The 17,477-nt window shown below is 72.0% G+C and carries 19 protein-coding genes and 1 pseudogene; 11 read left to right on the top strand and 9 right to left on the bottom strand.

Features of this window, described 5'->3' with window-relative positions:
- Window positions 1-11: 11 nt before the first annotated feature.
- Entirely contained in the window at window positions 12-995 is a 984-nt protein-coding gene (locus AB0368_RS14790) for a YihY/virulence factor BrkB family protein (RefSeq protein WP_366154378.1), read from the bottom strand.
- An 89-nt stretch (window positions 996-1,084) separates the two neighbouring features.
- Between AB0368_RS14790 and AB0368_RS14785 the strand changes: the two genes are divergently transcribed.
- A complete protein-coding gene (locus AB0368_RS14785) occupies window positions 1,085-2,674 on the top strand; it encodes an NAD(P)/FAD-dependent oxidoreductase (protein ID WP_366154377.1) in 1,590 nt (529 codons plus the stop codon).
- On the opposite strand, the gene AB0368_RS14780 is transcribed toward AB0368_RS14785, so the two are convergent.
- A complete protein-coding gene (locus AB0368_RS14780; protein WP_366154376.1) occupies window positions 2,665-3,678 on the bottom strand; it encodes an SDR family oxidoreductase in 1,014 nt (337 codons plus the stop codon). The genes AB0368_RS14785 and AB0368_RS14780 overlap by 10 nt on opposite strands.
- Window positions 3,675-4,121: an SRPBCC family protein gene (locus AB0368_RS14775; RefSeq protein WP_366154375.1), complete on the bottom strand. Its 447-nt coding sequence runs from the start codon at window positions 4,119-4,121 to the stop codon at window positions 3,675-3,677. The genes AB0368_RS14780 and AB0368_RS14775 overlap by 4 nt, the downstream gene beginning before the upstream one ends.
- A gap of 121 nt (window positions 4,122-4,242) precedes the next feature.
- Between AB0368_RS14775 and AB0368_RS14770 the strand changes: the two genes are divergently transcribed.
- The 3 genes from AB0368_RS14770 (at window position 4,243) to AB0368_RS14760 (ending at window position 7,247) form a co-directional block, all read left to right on the top strand.
- On the top strand, window positions 4,243-5,442 hold the full coding sequence (locus tag AB0368_RS14770; protein ID WP_366154374.1) for a glycosyltransferase: 1,200 nt from the start codon (window positions 4,243-4,245) through the stop codon (window positions 5,440-5,442).
- Between the two features lie 93 nt (window positions 5,443-5,535).
- Window positions 5,536-6,624 (top strand): sensor histidine kinase, encoded by a 1,089-nt coding sequence (locus AB0368_RS14765; RefSeq protein ID WP_366154373.1) that lies wholly within the window; start codon window positions 5,536-5,538, stop codon window positions 6,622-6,624.
- Window positions 6,621-7,247, top strand: coding sequence for a response regulator transcription factor (locus AB0368_RS14760; protein ID WP_366154372.1), 627 nt, complete (start codon window positions 6,621-6,623; stop codon window positions 7,245-7,247). Before AB0368_RS14765 ends, AB0368_RS14760 begins: the two co-directional genes overlap by 4 nt.
- Here AB0368_RS14760 and AB0368_RS14755 read toward each other — a convergent pair.
- The 6 genes from AB0368_RS14755 to AB0368_RS14730 are packed head-to-tail and all read right to left on the bottom strand — an operon-like array spanning window position 7,244 to window position 11,813.
- Entirely contained in the window at window positions 7,244-7,648 is a 405-nt protein-coding gene (locus tag AB0368_RS14755) for a VOC family protein (RefSeq protein WP_366154371.1), read from the bottom strand. The two genes, AB0368_RS14760 and AB0368_RS14755, sit on opposite strands and share 4 nt — an antisense overlap.
- Window positions 7,641-8,486 carry a helix-turn-helix domain-containing protein gene (locus AB0368_RS14750; RefSeq protein WP_366154370.1) on the bottom strand — a complete coding sequence of 282 codons (846 nt, stop codon included), beginning with the start codon at window positions 8,484-8,486 and terminating at the stop codon, window positions 7,641-7,643. The genes AB0368_RS14755 and AB0368_RS14750 overlap by 8 nt, the downstream gene beginning before the upstream one ends.
- A 25-nt stretch (window positions 8,487-8,511) precedes the next feature.
- Complete coding sequence (locus AB0368_RS14745) at window positions 8,512-9,015, bottom strand: hypothetical protein (protein WP_366154369.1); 504 nt, start codon at window positions 9,013-9,015, stop codon at window positions 8,512-8,514.
- 13 nt (window positions 9,016-9,028) lie between these two features.
- On the bottom strand, window positions 9,029-10,675 hold the full coding sequence (locus AB0368_RS14740; protein ID WP_366154368.1) for a RecQ family ATP-dependent DNA helicase: 1,647 nt from the start codon (window positions 10,673-10,675) through the stop codon (window positions 9,029-9,031).
- 40 nt (window positions 10,676-10,715) lie between these two features.
- The gene (locus tag AB0368_RS14735; RefSeq protein ID WP_366154367.1) at window positions 10,716-11,666 is read right to left on the bottom strand and encodes a TIGR03557 family F420-dependent LLM class oxidoreductase; all 951 of its coding nucleotides are present in this window, start codon (window positions 11,664-11,666) and stop codon (window positions 10,716-10,718) included.
- An 18-nt stretch (window positions 11,667-11,684) separates the two neighbouring features.
- A complete protein-coding gene (locus AB0368_RS14730; RefSeq protein ID WP_366154366.1) occupies window positions 11,685-11,813 on the bottom strand; it encodes a hypothetical protein in 129 nt (42 codons plus the stop codon).
- A 174-nt stretch (window positions 11,814-11,987) separates the two neighbouring features.
- Here AB0368_RS14730 and AB0368_RS14725 point away from each other — a divergent pair, with 174 nt between their 5' ends.
- The 7 genes and pseudogenes from AB0368_RS14725 (at window position 11,988) to AB0368_RS14695 (ending at window position 17,369) form a co-directional block, all read left to right on the top strand.
- Complete coding sequence (locus AB0368_RS14725; protein ID WP_366154365.1) at window positions 11,988-13,565, top strand: glycoside hydrolase family 3 N-terminal domain-containing protein; 1,578 nt, start codon at window positions 11,988-11,990, stop codon at window positions 13,563-13,565.
- Between the two features lie 45 nt (window positions 13,566-13,610).
- Window positions 13,611-13,937, top strand: a complete 327-nt coding sequence (locus AB0368_RS14720) for a hypothetical protein (protein WP_366154364.1) — start codon at window positions 13,611-13,613, stop codon at window positions 13,935-13,937.
- A gap of 59 nt (window positions 13,938-13,996) precedes the next feature.
- Window positions 13,997-14,818, top strand: a complete 822-nt coding sequence (locus AB0368_RS14715; RefSeq protein ID WP_366154363.1) for a DUF1206 domain-containing protein — start codon at window positions 13,997-13,999, stop codon at window positions 14,816-14,818.
- 93 nt (window positions 14,819-14,911) lie between these two features.
- On the top strand, window positions 14,912-16,156 hold the full coding sequence (locus tag AB0368_RS14710) for a mechanosensitive ion channel domain-containing protein (RefSeq protein WP_366154362.1): 1,245 nt from the start codon (window positions 14,912-14,914) through the stop codon (window positions 16,154-16,156).
- Window positions 16,157-16,228: 72 nt separating this feature from the next.
- A complete protein-coding gene (locus AB0368_RS14705) occupies window positions 16,229-16,666 on the top strand; it encodes a phage holin family protein (protein ID WP_366154361.1) in 438 nt (145 codons plus the stop codon).
- A pseudogene (locus AB0368_RS14700) lies at window positions 16,663-16,827 on the top strand (DUF3618 domain-containing protein); the annotation flags it as partial. The gene AB0368_RS14705 and the pseudogene AB0368_RS14700, both read left to right, overlap by 4 nt.
- Before the next feature lie 269 nt (window positions 16,828-17,096).
- Window positions 17,097-17,369, top strand: coding sequence for a DUF4235 domain-containing protein (locus AB0368_RS14695; protein ID WP_366154360.1), 273 nt, complete (start codon window positions 17,097-17,099; stop codon window positions 17,367-17,369).
- Window positions 17,370-17,477: the final 108 nt, after the last annotated feature.

The following is a 17,477-nucleotide window of genomic DNA, read 5'->3' as shown; positions in this document are numbered from 1 at the left end:
CGGTCCGGCAGCTAAACCGCTCGATCCTTCTCGTCGTCGGCCGGCTCCTTGGGCGGCAGCGGCGGGTCGGTGTCCTTCTCGCCCGCCTGCAGCTGGCGGCCGCGCTGCAGCTCGGCGTTGATCTCCACGCCCAGCATCAGCGCGGAGTTGGCCAGGTAGAGCCAGACCAGGAAGGCGATGATCGCGCCGAGGCTGCCGTACGTCTTGTCGTACGAGCCGAAGTTCGCGACGTAGAGGCCGAACCCGAACGACGCCAGCGCCCAGACGAAGAGGGCGACCGCGCCGCCGAGGGTGAGCCAGCGGAAGCGGGGCTGGCGGACGTTCGGGGCGATCCAGAACAGCATCGACAGCAGCAACATCAGGATCATCACCAGTACCGGCCAGCGGCCGATCGACCAGGCCGTCCTGGCGGTGCCGCCGGCGTGCAGGACGTTGCCGACCGCGTCGACCAGCGGGCCGCTGATCACCAGGCCGGTGCCGACCACCGCCATGAGGACCAGCGCGATGGCGCTGAGCCCGAGCTGCAGCGGCCGCAGCTTCCAGAACGGCCGCCCCTCCTTGACCCCGTAGATGCGGTTCGACGCCCGGGTGAAGACGCCGACATAGGTGGACGCCGACCACAGGGCGCCGAGCAGGCCGAAGCTGAGCAGGGCCTTCGCGGAACTCTGCTGGACGATGACCGCGTCCAGGACGGAGGTGAGGTTCTCGTTGCCCACCACCGAACCGGCGCCGAGGTCCTTGAGGATGCCGAGGATCGTCTCGACCGCGGTGCGGCCGTCGGTGACGAGGTTGACCAGCGCCACCACCACGATCGCGACCGGGAAGATCGCCAGCACCGCGTTGTACGTCAGCGCCGCGGCCAGGTCGCCGCAGTCGTCGTCGATGAAGCCGTTGATGCTGCGCCACAGCACGCCCCGCCACGTCGACCAGCGCAGTTGCCGGAAGCGGCTGGGCAGGGTCGGGGTCATGTCCGGACGCGTCGTGGCGGCTGTCATCTGGTCTCCGGCTCCCATCCGTCACGGCATGCGCATTCGTCACTACCCGGTGTGGGTTTGGGGCAAACGGCGCGGGGTACGGTCGGCGGGTGGAACGAGCGGACGCGATCGTCATCGGTGCGGGACACAACGGCCTGGTAGCGGCGAACCTGCTCGCCGACGCGGGGTGGAGCGTCCAAGTGCTGGAGGCGACACCGCAACCCGGCGGCGCGGTGCGGTCCGGCTATGTCACCGCGCCCGGCTATCTCAGCGACCTCTTCAGCTCCTTCTATCCGCTGGGCTTCGCCTCCCCGGTGCTGAAGAACCTCGGCCTCGACGCGTACGGGCTGGAGTGGACCCACGCCCCGGACGTCCTCACCCACCTGCTGCCCGACGGCCGGGCTGCCACGGTCAACCGCGACCTCGAGAAGTCCATGGCGTCGATGGAGCAGTTCGCGCCGGGGGACGGCGAGCGGTGGAAGCACGCGTACGACGACTGGCGCGACGTCTCCGCCGAGATGCTGAACGTGCTCTTCACGCCGTTCCCACCGGTGCGTTCCGGGTTGCAGCTGGCGCGCCGGCTCCGGGTCGGCGGCGCGCTGCGGCTCGCCCGGCGCCTGGTGCTGTCCGTACGGGAGCTCGGGTCGGAGATGTTCGAGGGTGAGGGCGCGAAACTGGCCCTCGCCGGCTGCGCGCTGCACACCGACCTGTCGCCGGAGGAGGCCGGGGGAGGCGTCTACGGCTGGCTGCTCGCCATGCTCGGTCAGGAGTACGGCTGGCCGGTGCCGGTCGGCGGCGCCCAGCGGATCACCCAGGCGCTGGTCGAGCGGCTGCTCGACCGCGGCGGGCGGATCGACTACGAGACCCCGGTGTCGCGCGTGCTGGTCGCCGGGGGCAAGGCGATGGGCGTACGCAGCGCCGACGGGCGTAACTGGCGCGCGTGCCGGGCGGTGCTGGCCGATGTCCCCGCCCCGGCGCTTTTCCTGGACCTGGTCGGCGAACGCTGGCTGCCGCCCCGGTTCGCGGAGGACCTCGAGTTCTTCCGCTGGGACGGCGCGACGGTGAAGGTGGACTGGGCGGTCAACGGCAAGATCCCCTGGAAGAACCCGGCGGCGGCCGGATCGGGGACCGTGCACCTGGGCGCCGACCTGAACGGGCTGACCCGCTACTCCGCCCACCTCGCGACGGACTCGGTGCCCCCGAACCCGTTCCTGCTGCTGGGACAGATGACCACGGCCGACGCGTCGCACTCGCCGGAGGGGACCGAGTCGGTGTGGGCGTACACGCATCTGCCGCACCGCGCCCACTGGGAGGCCGAGGAGATCGACGCGCACGTCGCCCGGATGGAGGCGGTGCTGGAGGAGCACGCCCCCGGCTTCGGGCGCATGGTGGAGGGCCGCAACGTGTTCTCCCCGGCCGTCATGGAGCGCGAGAACCCCTCGCTGGTCGGCGGCGCCCTCGGTGGCGGGACGGCCGCGGCGTTCCAGCAGTTGTTCCTGCGGCCGGTGCCCGGCCTGGGCCGCCCGGACACGCCGGTGGACCGGCTGTACCTGGCGAGTGCCTCAGCCCATCCGGGCGGCGGAGTGCACGGCGCGCCGGGTGCGAACGCGGCCCGGGCGGCGCTCGCCCGGAACCGCTTCCTCACCGGCCGCGCCTACCAAGCGGTGATCGACGCGGCCCACGGCGCGATCTACAAGTAGGGACGGCGGCGGAGGAAGCCCGCCGCCGCGAGGCTGAGACCGGCGCCGAGCACCCCGGCCACCAGCGGCTTGTGCATGGTCGCCCACAACGCGAACGAGCTGGTCCGGCTCTGGTCGTCGAACACGCCGTGCACGCCGAAGTCACGGTCCTCGTCCACCGGCTTGTCGACGTTGTCGTGCCACTGCGACAGGTCGATCTTCTCGCCGGTCTGCTGTCCCTGATAGCCGCGCTTGTCGTTGGCCAGCAGCCGGTCCAGGAAGGCCGGCGCCACGATGTTGCCGAGCCGGGTCTTGAGCGTCGGGCCGCCCACGTTGATCTCGCGCTTGCCCTTGTCCGCCACCCAGAGCGCGGCCTGCGCCACGACCTCGGGCTGGTAGATCGGGGGAACCGGCTGCGGGTGGTTGGGCAGGCGGGTACGGACCCACGAGAACTGCGGGGTGTTCACGGCCGGCAGCTGGACCATCGACAGCGTGACCCGGTTGCCGTCGTGCAGCAGCTCCGCGCGCAGCGAGTCGTTGAAGCCCTGGATCGCGTGCTTCGACGCGCAGTACGCCGACTGCAGCGGAATCCCCCGGTACGCCAACGCCGAGCCGATCTGCACGATCGCGCCGTGCCCGGCCGGCCGCATGTGGCGCAGGGCGGCCAGGGTGCCGTGCACCGTACCCAGATAGTTGACCTCGGTGACGCGGCGGAACTCGGCCGGGGTGATCTCCCAGGTGGGCGCGAAGACCGACGTCATGGCGTCGTTGACCCAGACGTCGATGCCGCCCCAGGCCGCGGCGACGTCGTCGGCCGCCTCCTGGACGGCGTCCGCGTCGGACACGTCCACCTGATAGGTACGCACTTCCGTGGCGCCGGCCGCGCGGGTCTCCAGGGAGGCGCCCTCGAGGCCGGCCCGGCCGCGGGCGAGCAGCGCCACCCGGGCACCGCGGCGGGCATAGGCGACGGCCACCGCGCGGCCCACGCCGGCGCTGGCTCCGGTGATCACGACGTTCTGACTCATGGCCGGCTCTTTTCCCGCGTCGCGATGTCGGACAAACGTCGGAGCGACTCCACGTTGCGGCGGTGCAGCACCAGATCGTTGAGCTTGGTGTGGATCCAGCGCAGCGGTCCGGCGCGGAAGGTCTCCTCCATCGTCACGCGGGTACGGCCACCGTCGACCGGGTCCAGCACCATTTGCACGGTCGCCTCGCCCAGCGGCCACAGGCCGGCGAGAATGGTCAGCTCGCGCCCCGGCACGCAGCTGAGGACCGTGGAACTCTCCTTCAGCGACACGGGCCACGGCCCGGCCTTGTGATGAAGTTTCGCGCCGGGCTGTGGCCAGGAGGCGTCCACGTCGCGGATGTGGACGGTGCCGACGACCCAGTCGCTGTAAGTCCACCCGTCCGCGAGGACCGCGAACACCTGATCCGGGGGAGCGGGAACGATACGCTGCACGATAGCCACGGGGCGGGACATACCCCCCAGGGCGATGTTTACGCTTTCCGGCCAGGGGCAAGACGCTCCGCGTATCGCCAGCCTCGACTCCGGTCTTCTCCCGGAACCAAGCTGTCGCCAGGAGGACCTAGTGCGCATCGCGATGATCTCCGAGCAGGCGAGCCCGCTGCCCGCCGGCGACGCCGCCACGGGCGCCCAGCAGCGGCACGTCGCGGAGCTCTCCACGGCGCTGGGCGAACTCGGCCACGAGGTCCGCGTCTACACCCGCCGGGACAGCCCGGACCTGCCGGCCATCGTGCCGCTGGCGGAGGGCGTCAGCGTGGTGCACGTGCCCGCCGGCCCGGCCCGGGTGCTGCCCGACGACGTCCTGCTGCGCCACATGGGCGACTTCGCGCAGTGGCTGCGTACGGACTGGCGCGACACCGACTGGCTGCCCGACGTGGCGCACGCCCACTTCTGGACCAGCGGCCTGGCGGCCGTCACGGCGGCCCGGCAGGTCGGCATCCCGGTCGTCCAGTCGTTCCACGAGATCGCCGCGGGTGAGCCCGCCGGCACGGGCACGTCGCGGACGGGCTACGAGCGCGCGCTCGGCCGTGCCGTCGACAAGGTCGTCGCCCAAACCCATGACGAGCTGCAGGGGCTGATCCGCATCGGAGTGCCGCGGTCCCGGCTGACCGTCGTGCCGGCCGGCGTCGACAGCGAACGGTTCACCCCGGACGGACCGGCCGCCGAGCGCGACCCCCAACGGCCTCGCATCCTGAGCGTGGGACGGCTGGTGGAGCGCAAGGGCTTCGGCGACGTCATCCAGGCCATGCGGTACGTGCCCGGCGCCGAGTGCGTCGTCGTCGGCGGTCCGCCCGCCGCGGAGCTGGCCGCCGATCCGGAGGCGAAGAAGCTGCGGGCGATCGCCGAGCAGTGCCAGGTCGCCGACCGGGTGCGGATCGTCGGCGGGGTTCCGGCCCGGGACATGCCGCGCTGGTACCGCTCCGCCGACCTCCTGGTCGCCGCGCCCTGGCAGGAGCAGTTCGAACTGGCGCCGCTCGAGGCGATGGCCTGCGGTGTACCGGTGATCGGCACCGCCGTCGGCGGCCTCAACGAGACCGTCGTCGACGGCCTCACCGGCGACCTGGTGCCGGCCCGCGACCCGCGTGCGCTCGGCGGCGCCCTGCGGCGGCTGGTCAACGACAAGGTGCGCCGGTTCGCATACGCGACGGCCGCGCTCGACCGGGCCCGCCAGGCGTACTCGTGGAAGCGCGTCGCCTCGCAGATCGGCTCGGTGTACTCGGCGGTCTCCGGCCGGCGCAGCAACGAGGCCGAGGTCGTGGCGTAGGGCGCGACGACCCCTGGCATCCATCGACTGGTTGATCCGCCGGCAGGCGCAGCGTGTGAGGCTCTTCCCCTGAGATACGGGGAGGGGACATCGATGGACCGGCGATCGCGGTTACTGCCCTATGTCACCACGGCGTGGCTGCTGGCATGGCAGAACCGGGGGCGGCACATGGCGGTCTTCTTCGCCGGCCTGATCGTCCTCATCGCGGTGCTGGTCTGGACCGACCCGTTGTACGGCTTCTTCGCCTGGACCGGCTTCCTGCTCGTGCTGCATGCCCTGCACGGCCGCTGGCGGCTGCTGGGCGCGGCGAGCGTCGGTGTCTGCACCGGGGTCTCCCAGGTGCGGGGCCCGTGGGTGCCGGCGCAGTGGGGGACGATCGCGGTGGTGGTCGTCCTCAACGTGGCGATCGGCACCGCGATGACGTACCTCGCCATCGTCACGCAGGGCCACCATGCCCGCCGTGCCGAGCTCGTCCAGGAGCTGGCCGCCGCTCTGGAGGAGAACGCCGCGCTGCACGCCCGGCTGCTGGTCCAGGCACGGGAGGCCGGCGTTCTCGACGAGCGGCAACGGCTGGCCGGCGAGATCCATGACGTGCTCGCGCAGGGGCTGACCGGGATCGTCACCCAGCTCGAGGCCGCCGGTCAGGCCGCCGGCCGGCCCGCCGACCGGGACCGGCACCTGGCGACCGCCAAGCAGCTCGCCCGCGACGGCCTCGCCGAGGCCCGGCGGTCGGTCCGGGCGCTGCGGCCGCGTCCGCTGGACGCGGGGTCGCTGCCGCAGGCGCTGGCCGAGGTGGTGGACGGCTGGTCGGCGCGGCACGGGGTCGCGGCGGAGATGATCATGACGGGTACGGTGCAGCCGCTGCTCCCCGAGATCGAGGCGACGCTGCTGCGGACGGCGCAGGAGGCGCTGGCGAACGTGGCCCGGCACGCGGGTGCCCGTCGCGTCGCCCTGACCCTGTCCTATCTGGAGGATCTGGTGACCCTGGACGTCCGCGACGACGGCTGCGGCTTCGACCCGGCCGCCCCGCGGGCCGGGCAGGACGAGGGCGGCTTCGGCCTCACGGCCATGCGGGAGCGGGTCCGGCGGATCGCGGGCACGTGTGAGGTCGAGTCCGAGCGGGGCGCCGGCACGGCCGTCTCCGTCTGCGTGCCGGCGATCCCGCTGGGCGCCGCCGCATGATCGGGCTGCTGATCGTCGACGACCATCCCGTGGTCCGCGACGGGCTGCGCGGCATGTTCGCCGGCGACGACCGGTTCGAGGTGCGCGGCGAGGCCGCCGACGGGCGCGAGGCCCTCGCGGTGGCCCGGGCCGTCGGCCCGGACGTGGTGCTGATGGACCTGCGGATGCCCGGCATGGACGGGGTCACCGCGATCCGGGAGCTGCGCGAGCAGGGGTGTGCGGCGCGGGTGCTGGTGCTCACGACGTACGACACCGACAGCGACGTGCTGCCGGCGATCAAGGCCGGGGCGACCGGTTACCTGCTCAAGGACACCCCGCGCGAGGAGTTGTACCGGGCGGTCGTCGCGGCCCACCGGGGCGAGTCCGTGCTGTCGCCTACGGTGGCCGGCCGGCTCATCGGCAGCCTGCGGTCGCCCGCCCAGGAGCCGTTGAGCCCGCGCGAGCTGGAGGTGCTCGGGCTGATCGCGCGCGGGTGCACCAACCGGGAGGCGGCGGCACGGCTCTTCATCGGCGAGGCGACGGTGAAGACGCATCTGCTGCACGCGTACGCGAAGCTGGGTGTCCGGGACCGTGCCGCCGCCGTGGCCGCCGCCTTCGAACGAGGCCTGCTCGGCAACGCCTAACGCGGTTCTCCGCGGTAGGTGCCGAACTGCCAGAGGTTGCCCTCCGGATCGCGGACGGTGAAGTCGTGCGAGCCGTAGTCCGTGTCGTACGGCTTGCGCACGATCTCCGCGCCCGCGGCGGCCGCCCGCTCGTGGACGGCGTCGACGTCGGCGGTCACCACGTACGCGCCGAACGTGCCGGGCCGCAGCGGCCACTGGTCGTCCGGGTCGTCGCGCTGCGAGCCGAGCATGATGCCGCCTCCCTCGGGCCAGCTGAGCTGGGCGTGGTCGACACGGTCGCCGGAGCCGTGCACGACGGTCTCCTCGAAGCCGAGGACCTCGACGAGGAAGCGGATCAGGGCGCGGGCGTCGCGGGCCCGCAGCGTGGGCCACACCTGGGGTGGCGGGGTCGTGTCAGTCATGGGCCCCATCGTGGTCGCCGCCCGGCCGCGCGGCTTGGACGAAACCGATCTCGTCCGCCAGCCAGCGCGACGGCGGGCAGCCGGCGAGGGCGCGGAACTCGCGGGCGAGGTGCGCCTGGTCGAAGTAGCCGGCGTCGGCGGCCAGCTCGGCGAGGCGCACCCCTGGGCGCAGCCGGCGCCGGACCCGGTCGAAGCGAACCACCCGGGCGGCCTCCTTGACCCCCAGGCCGGTCTCGATGCGGAAGCGGTTCGTCAGGTGCCGGGCGCTCCACCCCGTCTCGCGGGCCAGCGCGGCCACCCCGGTCCGGCCGCCGGTCTCGACGAGGCGGCGGAACGCCCAGGCCACCCCGGACGGCGGCTCGACGCCGGGCCGGAGCCGGCGGCCGAGCTCGGCGTCCACCGCGGCGAACCGCTGCGGCCAGGTCGGTGCGCCGCGCAGGCGCTCGCGGACCCGCTCGACGAACACCTCACCGAACACGTCGCTCGCATCGAAGTCGAGCGCCGCGAGCTCGCCGGCGGGCAGCCCGAGCAGCGCCCTGCACCCTAGCGGGTGCAGGGCGACCTGGATGCCGGACTGGAAGCCGTCGTGGATGATCATCGCCGGCGCCAGGTGCAGGCCGCCGACGAGCGCGGCGTAGCGGCCCGGGGCCTGCCGCGGGTCCGGATGGGCCGCCACGACGAGCGGGTCCTCCATCGTGAAGATCAGCGTCAGGTAGGGCGACGGCAATCCCCGATGCGTCCCCGGCGCGACCCCGGCCTGCCGGTACCCGGAGTACCAGGCCACGTACGGCCGCAGGGCCGGCGCGGGCCGGGCCTGCAGGTACTCGTCGACGGGCATGGGACCAGCCTGACACCCGGGCGGCTCAGGCCGCGAGCGCCTTGGCCAGCTCGTCCCGGAACGCCCGTTCACTCTCGGTGATCTGGTCGCCGCCGATGCCGAGGACGCCGCCGGTCGACGCGGCGCCGACCACGCTCTCCGCGATCTCCACCAGCCAGTGCTTGTAGGTCTCGGCGTCCGAGGGCGCGGCCTTGGCCGCCAGCAGCGCCGATGCCTCCGCCGCCCGGGTCACGACGTCCTGGGCGTAGCCGATCGGGTCGGCGGGCTCGATGGCCGGCATCTCCTCGCCGCGGTCCGGGTCGCCGGTCGCGTCGAGCACGGCCTTGGCGATCGCGGTCACCAACGGGCTCGCCGACGCCCGGGCGTCCGAGATCTGGTCGAGCCCCGCCGCGGTCTCCTGGCGGGTCTTGCGCGCGCTGTCATGCGTCGCCGCGCTCGCGGCGGTCAGCACCGACTGCGGCAGGCCGACGAGCAGCCCCCACTCGGCGTCGGTGAAACCGAACTGGGCGTACAACGGTTCGTCCGTCACGGATGTCCTCACTTCACTTTTTCTTGTCGGCGACCAGGAGAGCATTTTCCTCGACGACGGGTACCGAGAGGGTCTTGTAGCCGACCTCCTCGAACAGCACCGTGACCCGATCCTCCTCGTAGCCCATCACCATGCCGGGACCCCACTCGGGGTGTCGCACGGTGCTGTGCACGGGGAACAGCTCGTCGCCGGTCGCTTCCTCGACCTCGTCGGCCACGCCCTCGACGCAGTTGTCGCAGTGGCCGCACTGCTTCTTCACGTCCTCGCCGAAGTACGCGAGCAGCGTCTGGGTGCGGCAGGCCCGGGTCTCGGCGAAGCCGCGCATCATGTCCGTACGGGAGCGCTGGACGACCTGCTGACGCTCGTACGCGGCGACCGCAGCCTCCGCCGCCGCGGCCGGAAGCGGGGCGAAGACCGGGACCGTCCACTTGTTGCCCTGGCCCGCGGTCGCGGCGCCGACCTGCTCCAGCAGGCTCAGGAACTGACCGAGCTTGCGCGGGCCCAGGCCGGTCTTCTCCTTGAGCGCGGTCTTGGTGCTCGGGCCGGCGCGCAGGGCAGCGGCCAGCTCGCGCAGCTCGGCCACGTCCGGGGAGCCGCCGCTGAAGAACCGCTGGATCGCCTCGTCCTCGGCGCGCCACAGCAGCAGCGCCCGGCCCGGCTCGCCGTCGCGGCCCATCCGGCCGATCTCCTGGAAGTAGCTGTCCGGCGAGTCCGGCAGCGCGACGTGCGCCACCCAGCGGATGTTGGGCTTGTCGATGCCCATGCCGAACGCCGAGGTGGCGACCATGATCTCGATCTTGTCGGCGGTGAAGTCCTCGTGCCGCCGCTCGCGGGCGCCGCCCGCCATGCCGCCGTGGTAGAACTCGGCGGCGTACCCGGCCTGGGTGAGCCGCTCGGCGAGCTCCTCGGCCGCGCGGCGGGTGGCGACGTAGACGATGCCCGGCCGCGGCGCCTCGTCGAGCAGGGCGGTCAGCCGCCGCCACCGGTAGTCCTCGTCCGGGCAGTACGCGACCTCGAGGAACAGGTTGCTCCGGTCCAGCCCGGACACGTGGATCTCCGGGTTGCGCAGGTGCAGCCGCTCGATGATGTCCTCGCGCACGGGCGGGGACGCGGTCGCGGTCAGGGCGAGCACCGGCGGCCGGCCGATGCCTTTGATCAGGTGGCCCAGCGACAGGTAGTCGGGGCGGAAGTCGTGGCCCCAGGCCGAGATGCAGTGCGCCTCGTCGACGGCGACCAGGCCCGGGCGCAGCGCTCGTACCTCCGCCATCCGCTCGGGGTCGCTGAGCTGCTCCGGGGTGATGAAGAGGAACTCGGCGCGGCCCTCCCGGATCTCCCGGATGGCCTCGCGTTGCTGTGTCGGGGTCTCCGCGGAGCTGACCCGCACGGCACGCGTCTTCGGGTCGCCGGAGGCGTTGAGCGCGGCGATCTGGTCCTGCTGCAGGGCCAGCAGTGGTGAGATCACCACCGTCGGCCCCGGCAGCAGGACCGCCGGGATCTGGTAGATCGCCGACTTGCCGGCCCCGGTGGGCAGGACGACCAGGGCGTCCTTGCGCCGCAGCACGGCTCGCATGGGCTTGAACTGGCCGGGGCGCAGGGAGGGCCAGCCGAACTGCTTGCGGGCGACCCTGCGCAGGCGCGGCCCGTAGACGGGGATCTTCATCGAGCGGCCATTGTGCCCTGGCGTGGCCACCTCGAAACCGCTACCGGTGCTTGGGGAGGATGTGCTCGGCGTACAGGTCGAGCAGGCCCTGGTAGTTCGGCCCGGTGTTGGCGACGTAGACCTCGTCGAAGCCGGCCTCGGCGTACTTGCCGATCATCTCGAGGTGGGCCTGCGGGTCGTTGCCGCACACGAACGCCTCCTTGAGCATGTCCTGGGTGACCAGCTGGGAGGCCTGCTCGAAGTGCTTCGGCGAGGGCAGGACCTGGGAGAGCTCGCCGGGCACGCCGGCGTTCGGCCATTTCTCGTACGCGATCCGCGCGCCCTCCTCCTCGCTGGAGGCGTACGCCGCCTTGAAACCGGCCTGGCACACGCGGTCGCCGCCACCGGACGAGCGGAACTGCCGGACCGCGTCCGCGTCGGGGCTCACGCTGATGTAGCCCTCGCCGATGCGCGCGGCGACCTCGATCGCCTTGGGGCCGAAGCCCGACACGAGGATCTCCACCGGCTTCTCGGGCAGGGTGTAGATCCGCGCGTTCTCGACCGTGTAGTGCTTGCCCCGGTACGAGACGACGCCGCCCTTCCAGAGCTCCCGCATGATCTCGACGGCCTCCTCGAGCATCTCGAGCCGCACGTCCGCCTCGGGCCAGGCGTCGCCGAAGATGTGCTCGTTGAGCGCCTCGCCGGTGCCCACGCCGAGCCGGAACCTGCCGCCGGTCAGCACGGCGCTGGTCGCGGCGGCCTGGGCGATGACGGCCGGGTGGATGCGTACGGTCGGGCAGGTGACCGCCGTCGTGACGGGCAGGCCGCACGCCTGGCTGAGCGCGCCGATGGTGGACCACACGAAGGCGCTCTGGCCCTGGGCGTCGACCCACGGGTGGTAGTGGTCGGAGATCCAGAGTGCCGAGAAGCCGGCCCGTTCCGCGCCCTTGGCCTGCTCGATCAGCTCGGCCGGGGTGTACTCCTCGCTGGAAAGGAAATATCCGATTCGCATGCCCGGCGGATACCCCGGTTACTTGCCGCCGAACATTCGCCGGATGGCCCACAGCAGAATCAGCGCGGCGAGTGCCACGCCCAGCAGGCGCACGGCGTGCACCTCGGACCAGTCGACGCCGGAGGCGGCCAGAACATGTGGGGGCACGGGGGAAGCCTACCGGCGAAGGCTTAGACCACGCTTAATAGAAAGGTTTGTTGACTGAACGGGCGAAGTGGGCGACCATAGGGCGTCGCCGCGCCCAAGACGGTTGTCGGTCGATCACTGAGGGGAACGCGCTCGCGGAGCGCGTATTGATCGTCACCGGAGGTACGCGGACACATGCCGAATTCTGGCGAACTGCCCCAACTCGCCGCGACGGTACTGCAGCCCGGATTTGTGGGTACGACCGCGCCCGACTGGGTGCGCCGGCGGCTCGCGGAGGGACTCGGCGGCGTGGCCCTGTTCGCCCGCAACGTCGAGTCGCCCGGACAGGTCGCGGCCCTGACGGCCCAGCTGCGCGCCGAGCGGCCCGACGTCATCGTGGCGATCGACGAGGAGGCCGGCGACGTCACCCGCTTCGAGTCGCGGCACGGCAGCTCCCGCCCGGGCAACCTGGGCCTCGGTGCCGTCGACGACCCCGCGCTGACCGAGGCGGTCGCCCGGGACCTGGGCCTGGACCTCGCCCACGCCGGCATCACCCTGGACTACGCGCCGGACACCGACGTCAACTGCAACCCCGACAACCCGATCATCGGGGTACGCGCGTTCGGCGCGGACGCACCGCTCGTGGCCCGCCACGGCTCGGCCTGGATCCGGGGCCTGCAGGAGGCCGGCGTGGCCGCCTGTGCCAAGCACTTCCCGGGCCACGGGGACACCGCGGTCGACTCGCATCACGACGTACCCGTCATCGACCACGACCTGGCCCGCCTCGCGGAGTGCGAGCTGGTGCCGTTCCGGGCCGCCATCGCGGCCGGCGTCCAGTCGATCATGACCGGGCACCTGCTGGTGCCGGCGTACGACCCCGAGCTGCCCGCCACCCTCAGCCGGCGAATCCTCACCGGGCTGCTGCGCGAGGAGCTCGGCTTCGACGGGCTCATCGTCACCGACGGCATCGAGATGCAGGGCGTACGCCGCAAGTACGGACTCGAGGGCGCCACCGTCCGGGCCCTCGCCGCCGGCGCCGACGCGATCTGCGTGGGCGGGGACCACGCCGACGAGCGCACCGCCGAACGGCTGGTCGACGCCATCGTGGCGGCCGTGCGCTGCGGCGAGCTCGCCGAGGAGCGCCTGCGGGATGCGGCGGCCCGGGTCCGCAGGCTGGCCGCGTGGACGCTGGAGACTCAGACGGCGATCGGTGCTCGCACCATCGCGGATTCGGGCGGATCAGCTGCCCGCGACGTCGCCGTGATCGGCGGCTCGGCCGTGGGCCAGGCCGCCGCCCGGCGCGCGGTCAAGGTGACCACCACCTCGGACGCCCCCGACCTCCCGCTGACGACCGCGCCGCACGTCGTCGAGTTCGCACCGCCGCGCAACATCGCGATCGGCGCCGAGACACCCTGGGGCGTGGGCGCGCCGCTCAGCGAGCTGCTCCCGGGCACGACCTCGGTCCGGCTCTGCGCCGACGACCTCGCCGGGGTGACCGACCCGGTCGCGCCGATCCTCGACGGCAGCGGCGCCCGCCCGCTCGTCCTCGTGGTCCGCGACGCCCACCGGCACCCCTGGGTGGGCGACGCGCTCGCCCGTACGCTCGCCGTTCGCCCCGACACGATCGTGGTGGAGATGGGCGTGCCGGTCTCGGTGAGCGGCGGCCTGCACGTCGCCACGTACGGCGCCACGCGGGCCTGTGGCCGGGCCGCCGCCGAGCTCATCGCCGGCGCCCTCGCCCCGGGCCGCACCGAACAGGCTCTCGCCGCCTGATCGGACGGGGATCCGGGGTCGCGGCGCCCCCGTATCCTCGATCACGTGACGACCACCGCAGCACGCCGCCTCGCCGCCCTGATCGCCGCCGCCGCGCTCGGCCTCACCCTGCTCAGCGGGTGCAGCAGCGACAACGTCGACTGCGGCCTCGACCAGTGCACGGTGACCATCGACCGCAGCGTGAACGCGAGCGCCGAGGTCCTCGGTGTGGAGGCCAAGTTCGTCAGCGCCGACCAGAACACCGTCACGCTCGACGTGGCCGGGGAGCAGATCCAGCTGACCAAGGGGCAGCAGGCGGTCAACGTGGGCGGCCTACAGGTCTCCCTGAACAGCATCGACAGCGACAGCGTCAGCTTCCAGGTGTCGCGCTAGCACGATCGTGGCCGGTCCGGGGAGGTTTGGAGAAATCCGCGGCCGGTCACATTAGCGCCATGACAGCCTCCTCACACGTCCGCGGCACGGCGTCGCGCGCGGCCGATAGCAAACCCCTCGAATATCTGGCCCGCGGTGGCTTCATCGCGTACGGCGTCATTCACCTGATCTTCGCCTGGATCGCCCTGCAGCTCGCCTTCGGCAACTCCTCCGCGGAGGGGGACCAGTCCGGGGCCTTCCAGAACCTGGCGAGCCAGCCGATGGGCAAGACCCTGGTGGTCATCACGGTCATCGGCATGATCGGCCTCGCCCTGTGGCAGGCCTTCGAGGCCGCCATCGGGGAGAGCGGTGAGCAGGACAAGGAGGCGATCGCCACCCGGGTGATCTCCGGTATCCGGACGATCATCTACCTGTCGTTCGCCTGGACCGGCATCAAGGTCCTCAAGGGCGCCAACGCGTCCACGGGCGACAGCCAGCAGAAGGGCGCTTCCAGCCTGATGGACAACACCGGCGGCCGCTTCCTGGTGGGTCTCATCGGCGTCGTCGTCGTGGGCGTCGGCATCGGGCTGCTGGTCTACGGGCTCAAGAAGAAGTTTGAGAAGCGCCTGAACACGCAGCAGATGAAACCCACGGTGCTGAAGACGACGCGCAACCTCGGCGTTGTCGGCTACTCCAGCAAGGGCGTCGCGTTCGGCATCGCCGGTGCTCTGGTCGTCGCCGCCGCGGTCACCTACGACCCCAAGAAGGCGCGCGGCCTCGACGCCGCCCTCAAGACCCTGGCCGGTCAGAAGTACGGCCCCTGGCTGCTCGGCCTGATCGCCCTCGGCATCGCGGCGTTCGGCGTCTACTGCTTCTTCCAGGCGCGCTACCGCAAGGTGTGAGGAAGGTCCGACCTTCCCCGGTGCGGGTGGAACCCCGGCGCGGGCAGGGCATGCTGGATCGCTGGCAACGTACCTCGGTGAGGAGAGGGAACCGTGACCAGCCTTCTGACCGTCCTGCTCGCGGTCGTGGTCGCAGCCGGAGCAGCGATCGTGATCGTCGAGACCGTGCACTGGACAACCCAGCGCCTCGGCCGCCGCTCCCCGCTGCTCCGCGATCTGGCGACCACCGCGCACCACCCGTTCCTGGCCACCGCCACGGTCTTCGCCGTGCAGGTGGCCGTCCGCGGCTTCGGCGGTGACTTCCCGGCCCGCAACGGCGTCCTGCACGCCCTGGTGATCCTCGTGATCGCCTCGGTGGCGTGGCTGGTGGGGGCGCTGATGCTGGTCCTCGAGGACGTCGCGCTCGCCAAGTGGCGGGTGGACGTCCCGGACAACATGAAGGCCCGCCGCCTCAAGACCCAGGTGCAGATGCTGCGTCGGGTCACCGTCGCGGCGATCGTCGTGCTCACCCTGGGCGTCGTGCTGATGACCTTCCCGGCCGTACGAGCGCTGGGGGCGAGCGTCCTGGCCTCGGCCGGCATCGTCTCGGTGATCGCCGCGCTCGCGGCCCAGAGCACGCTCGGCAACGTCTTCGCCGGCCTGCAGCTCGCGTTCAGCGATGCGGTGCGCATCGACGACGTCGTGGTCGTCGAGGGGGAGTGGGGCCGCATCGAGGACCTCACCCTGACGTACGTCGCGGTGCAGATCTGGGACGACCGGCGGCTGATCCTGCCCACGTCGTACTTCACGACAAAGCCCTTCCAGAACTGGACCCGCACCGGATCCGCCGTGCTGGGCACCGCCGAGATCGACGTCGACTGGTCCGCGCCGGTCGAGCCGATGCGGGCCGAGCTGCGCAAGGTCTGCGAAGGCACCGAATTGTGGGACGGCCGCGTCTGCGTACTCCAGGTGACCGACGCGGTCGGGGGCATGATCCGGCTGCGGGCGCTGGTGAGCGCCCACGACGCGGGAGCCCTGTGGGATCTGCGCTGCCTGGTGCGGGAGCGACTCGTCGCGTGGGTGTTCGAGCACCGGCGCGACTCCCTGCCCCGGGTCCGCGCCGACGTGGCCGGCCTCGACCGTCAGGGACCCGGCCGGTCCGTGCTCGACGGCGACGGCGCCGCCGCCGAAGCGTCTGACGATGCCCGGGTCTTCAGCGGCCCGGGAGACGGTGACGAGCGCGCCGTCGCCTTCGGCGGTCCGGACGACGCCCCTGTTCACCGCGGCTCCGACGACCCCGGCGAGCCGGTGGGACCGGTCCGGCCGATCCCGGTCGCAACTTCTGGTAACCGCACGTGAGGGCGGTGTTCCCCGGGCAGGATTGATTTGGTGCCCCGCAGGGCATACACCGGGCAGTGAAAGGAGGACACCATGGCCGATGTCCTGAACGGTAGCCCGGCCCGTCCGGGGACCGACCAGTCCACCTCGGAATTGGTCCAGAAGGCGAGCGAGCAGATCACCCGCCTCGTCCGGGACGAGATCGCACTCGCCAAGGCGGAGCTCGCGGAGAAAGGCAAGCACGCCGGCATCGGTGTGGGTCTGTTCGGCGGGGGTGGCGTGCTCGCCCTGTACGGCGTCGGCGCGCTCCTCGCCACGCTGATCATCGTGCTGGACCTCTTCCTGCCGCTGTGGCTGGCCGCGCTGATCGTTACTGTGGTGCTGTTCGCCGCGGCCGGAGTGCTGGCGCTGCTCGGCAAGAAGCAGGTGACCCAGGCGGTCCCGCCGGAGCCGAAGTCCGCCATCGAGAGTGCGAAGGCGGACGTCGACGAGGTCAAGCACGCGATCAAGAGCGGCAGGAGCCGGGCATGAGCGACAAGAACGGTGGGTCGGGGTCCAAGCCCGACGTGGACGCACTTCGTGCGGAGATCAAGCAGACCCGGGCGGAACTGGGCGAGACCGTCCAGGCCCTCGCGGCCAAGACGGATGTGAAGGCCCGGGCCAAGGAGCAGGTCGAACTGACCAAGGCGAAGGCCAAGGCCCAGGTCCACGAGGCGACCGAGAAGGTACGCGGGGTGGCTGCCAACGCGGCAGCGGTCGCGTCCGACAAGGTGCGTGCGGCGACCTCCCAGGCCGGCGACAAGGTCTCCCCGGCGCTGGACAAGGTCCGGGAGACCGGCGCGCTCGACAAGGCGCAGGAGGCGCGCGAGCAGGTACGCCGCAATCCCGTCCCGTTCGCGGCGGTGCTCGCGGCCGGTGTGGCGCTGGTCGGCATCATCCTGATCGTGCGGGGGAGGCGTAAGTGAGCGGGAAGCTCCAGAAGGTGGCGTACAAGCCGGTGGGCCTGCTCCTGGGCATCGGCGCCGGCGCCGTCGCGGGCTTCATCTTCAAGGAGATCTGGAAACTGGCCTCCGGCGACGACGACGCCCCGAACGCCACCGACGAGGAACGCGGCTGGGGAGAGATCATCGCCGCGGCCGCCCTGCAGGGCGCCATCTTCGCCACGGTGAAGGCGCTCGTCGACCGGGGCGGGGCGACGGGTGTCCGCAAGATTACGGGTACGTGGCCGGACTGATATCTGAGATAGCTGTATCGACCACCGTCAAGGCCCTCAGCACTGCTGAGGGCCTTTTCCGGCGCTACCGGAGTCCACTGAATTCGGCTGAGGGGAAGCTTTCCGGGT

It is taken from the genome of Actinoplanes sp. NPDC051475 (assembly GCF_040689425.1).
Taxonomy (GTDB): domain Bacteria; phylum Actinomycetota; class Actinomycetes; order Mycobacteriales; family Micromonosporaceae; genus Actinoplanes.
Note: the sequence above shows the minus strand (reverse complement) of the source record. Positions and strands in the feature narration are given on the sequence as shown.

What these genes read in the sequence shown, in the direction of transcription:
- AB0368_RS14725 (WP_366154365.1), top strand. Translation starts at nt 11,988, where the DNA reads ATGCCGAATTCTGGCGAACTGCCCCAACTCGCCGCGACGGTACTGCAG.
- AB0368_RS14790 (WP_366154378.1), bottom strand. Translation starts at nt 995, where the DNA reads ATGACAGCCGCCACGACGCGTCCGGACATGACCCCGACCCTGCCCAGC.
- AB0368_RS14740 (WP_366154368.1), bottom strand. Translation starts at nt 10,675, where the DNA reads ATGAAGATCCCCGTCTACGGGCCGCGCCTGCGCAGGGTCGCCCGCAAG.
- AB0368_RS14765 (WP_366154373.1), top strand. Translation starts at nt 5,536, where the DNA reads ATGGACCGGCGATCGCGGTTACTGCCCTATGTCACCACGGCGTGGCTG.
- AB0368_RS14735 (WP_366154367.1), bottom strand. Translation starts at nt 11,666, where the DNA reads ATGCGAATCGGATATTTCCTTTCCAGCGAGGAGTACACCCCGGCCGAG.
- AB0368_RS14705 (WP_366154361.1), top strand. Translation starts at nt 16,229, where the DNA reads ATGGCCGATGTCCTGAACGGTAGCCCGGCCCGTCCGGGGACCGACCAG.
- AB0368_RS14780 (WP_366154376.1), bottom strand. Translation starts at nt 3,678, where the DNA reads ATGAGTCAGAACGTCGTGATCACCGGAGCCAGCGCCGGCGTGGGCCGC.
- AB0368_RS14715 (WP_366154363.1), top strand. Translation starts at nt 13,997, where the DNA reads ATGACAGCCTCCTCACACGTCCGCGGCACGGCGTCGCGCGCGGCCGAT.
- AB0368_RS14750 (WP_366154370.1), bottom strand. Translation starts at nt 8,486, where the DNA reads ATGCCCGTCGACGAGTACCTGCAGGCCCGGCCCGCGCCGGCCCTGCGG.
- AB0368_RS14755 (WP_366154371.1), bottom strand. Translation starts at nt 7,648, where the DNA reads ATGACTGACACGACCCCGCCACCCCAGGTGTGGCCCACGCTGCGGGCC.
- AB0368_RS14760 (WP_366154372.1), top strand. Translation starts at nt 6,621, where the DNA reads ATGATCGGGCTGCTGATCGTCGACGACCATCCCGTGGTCCGCGACGGG.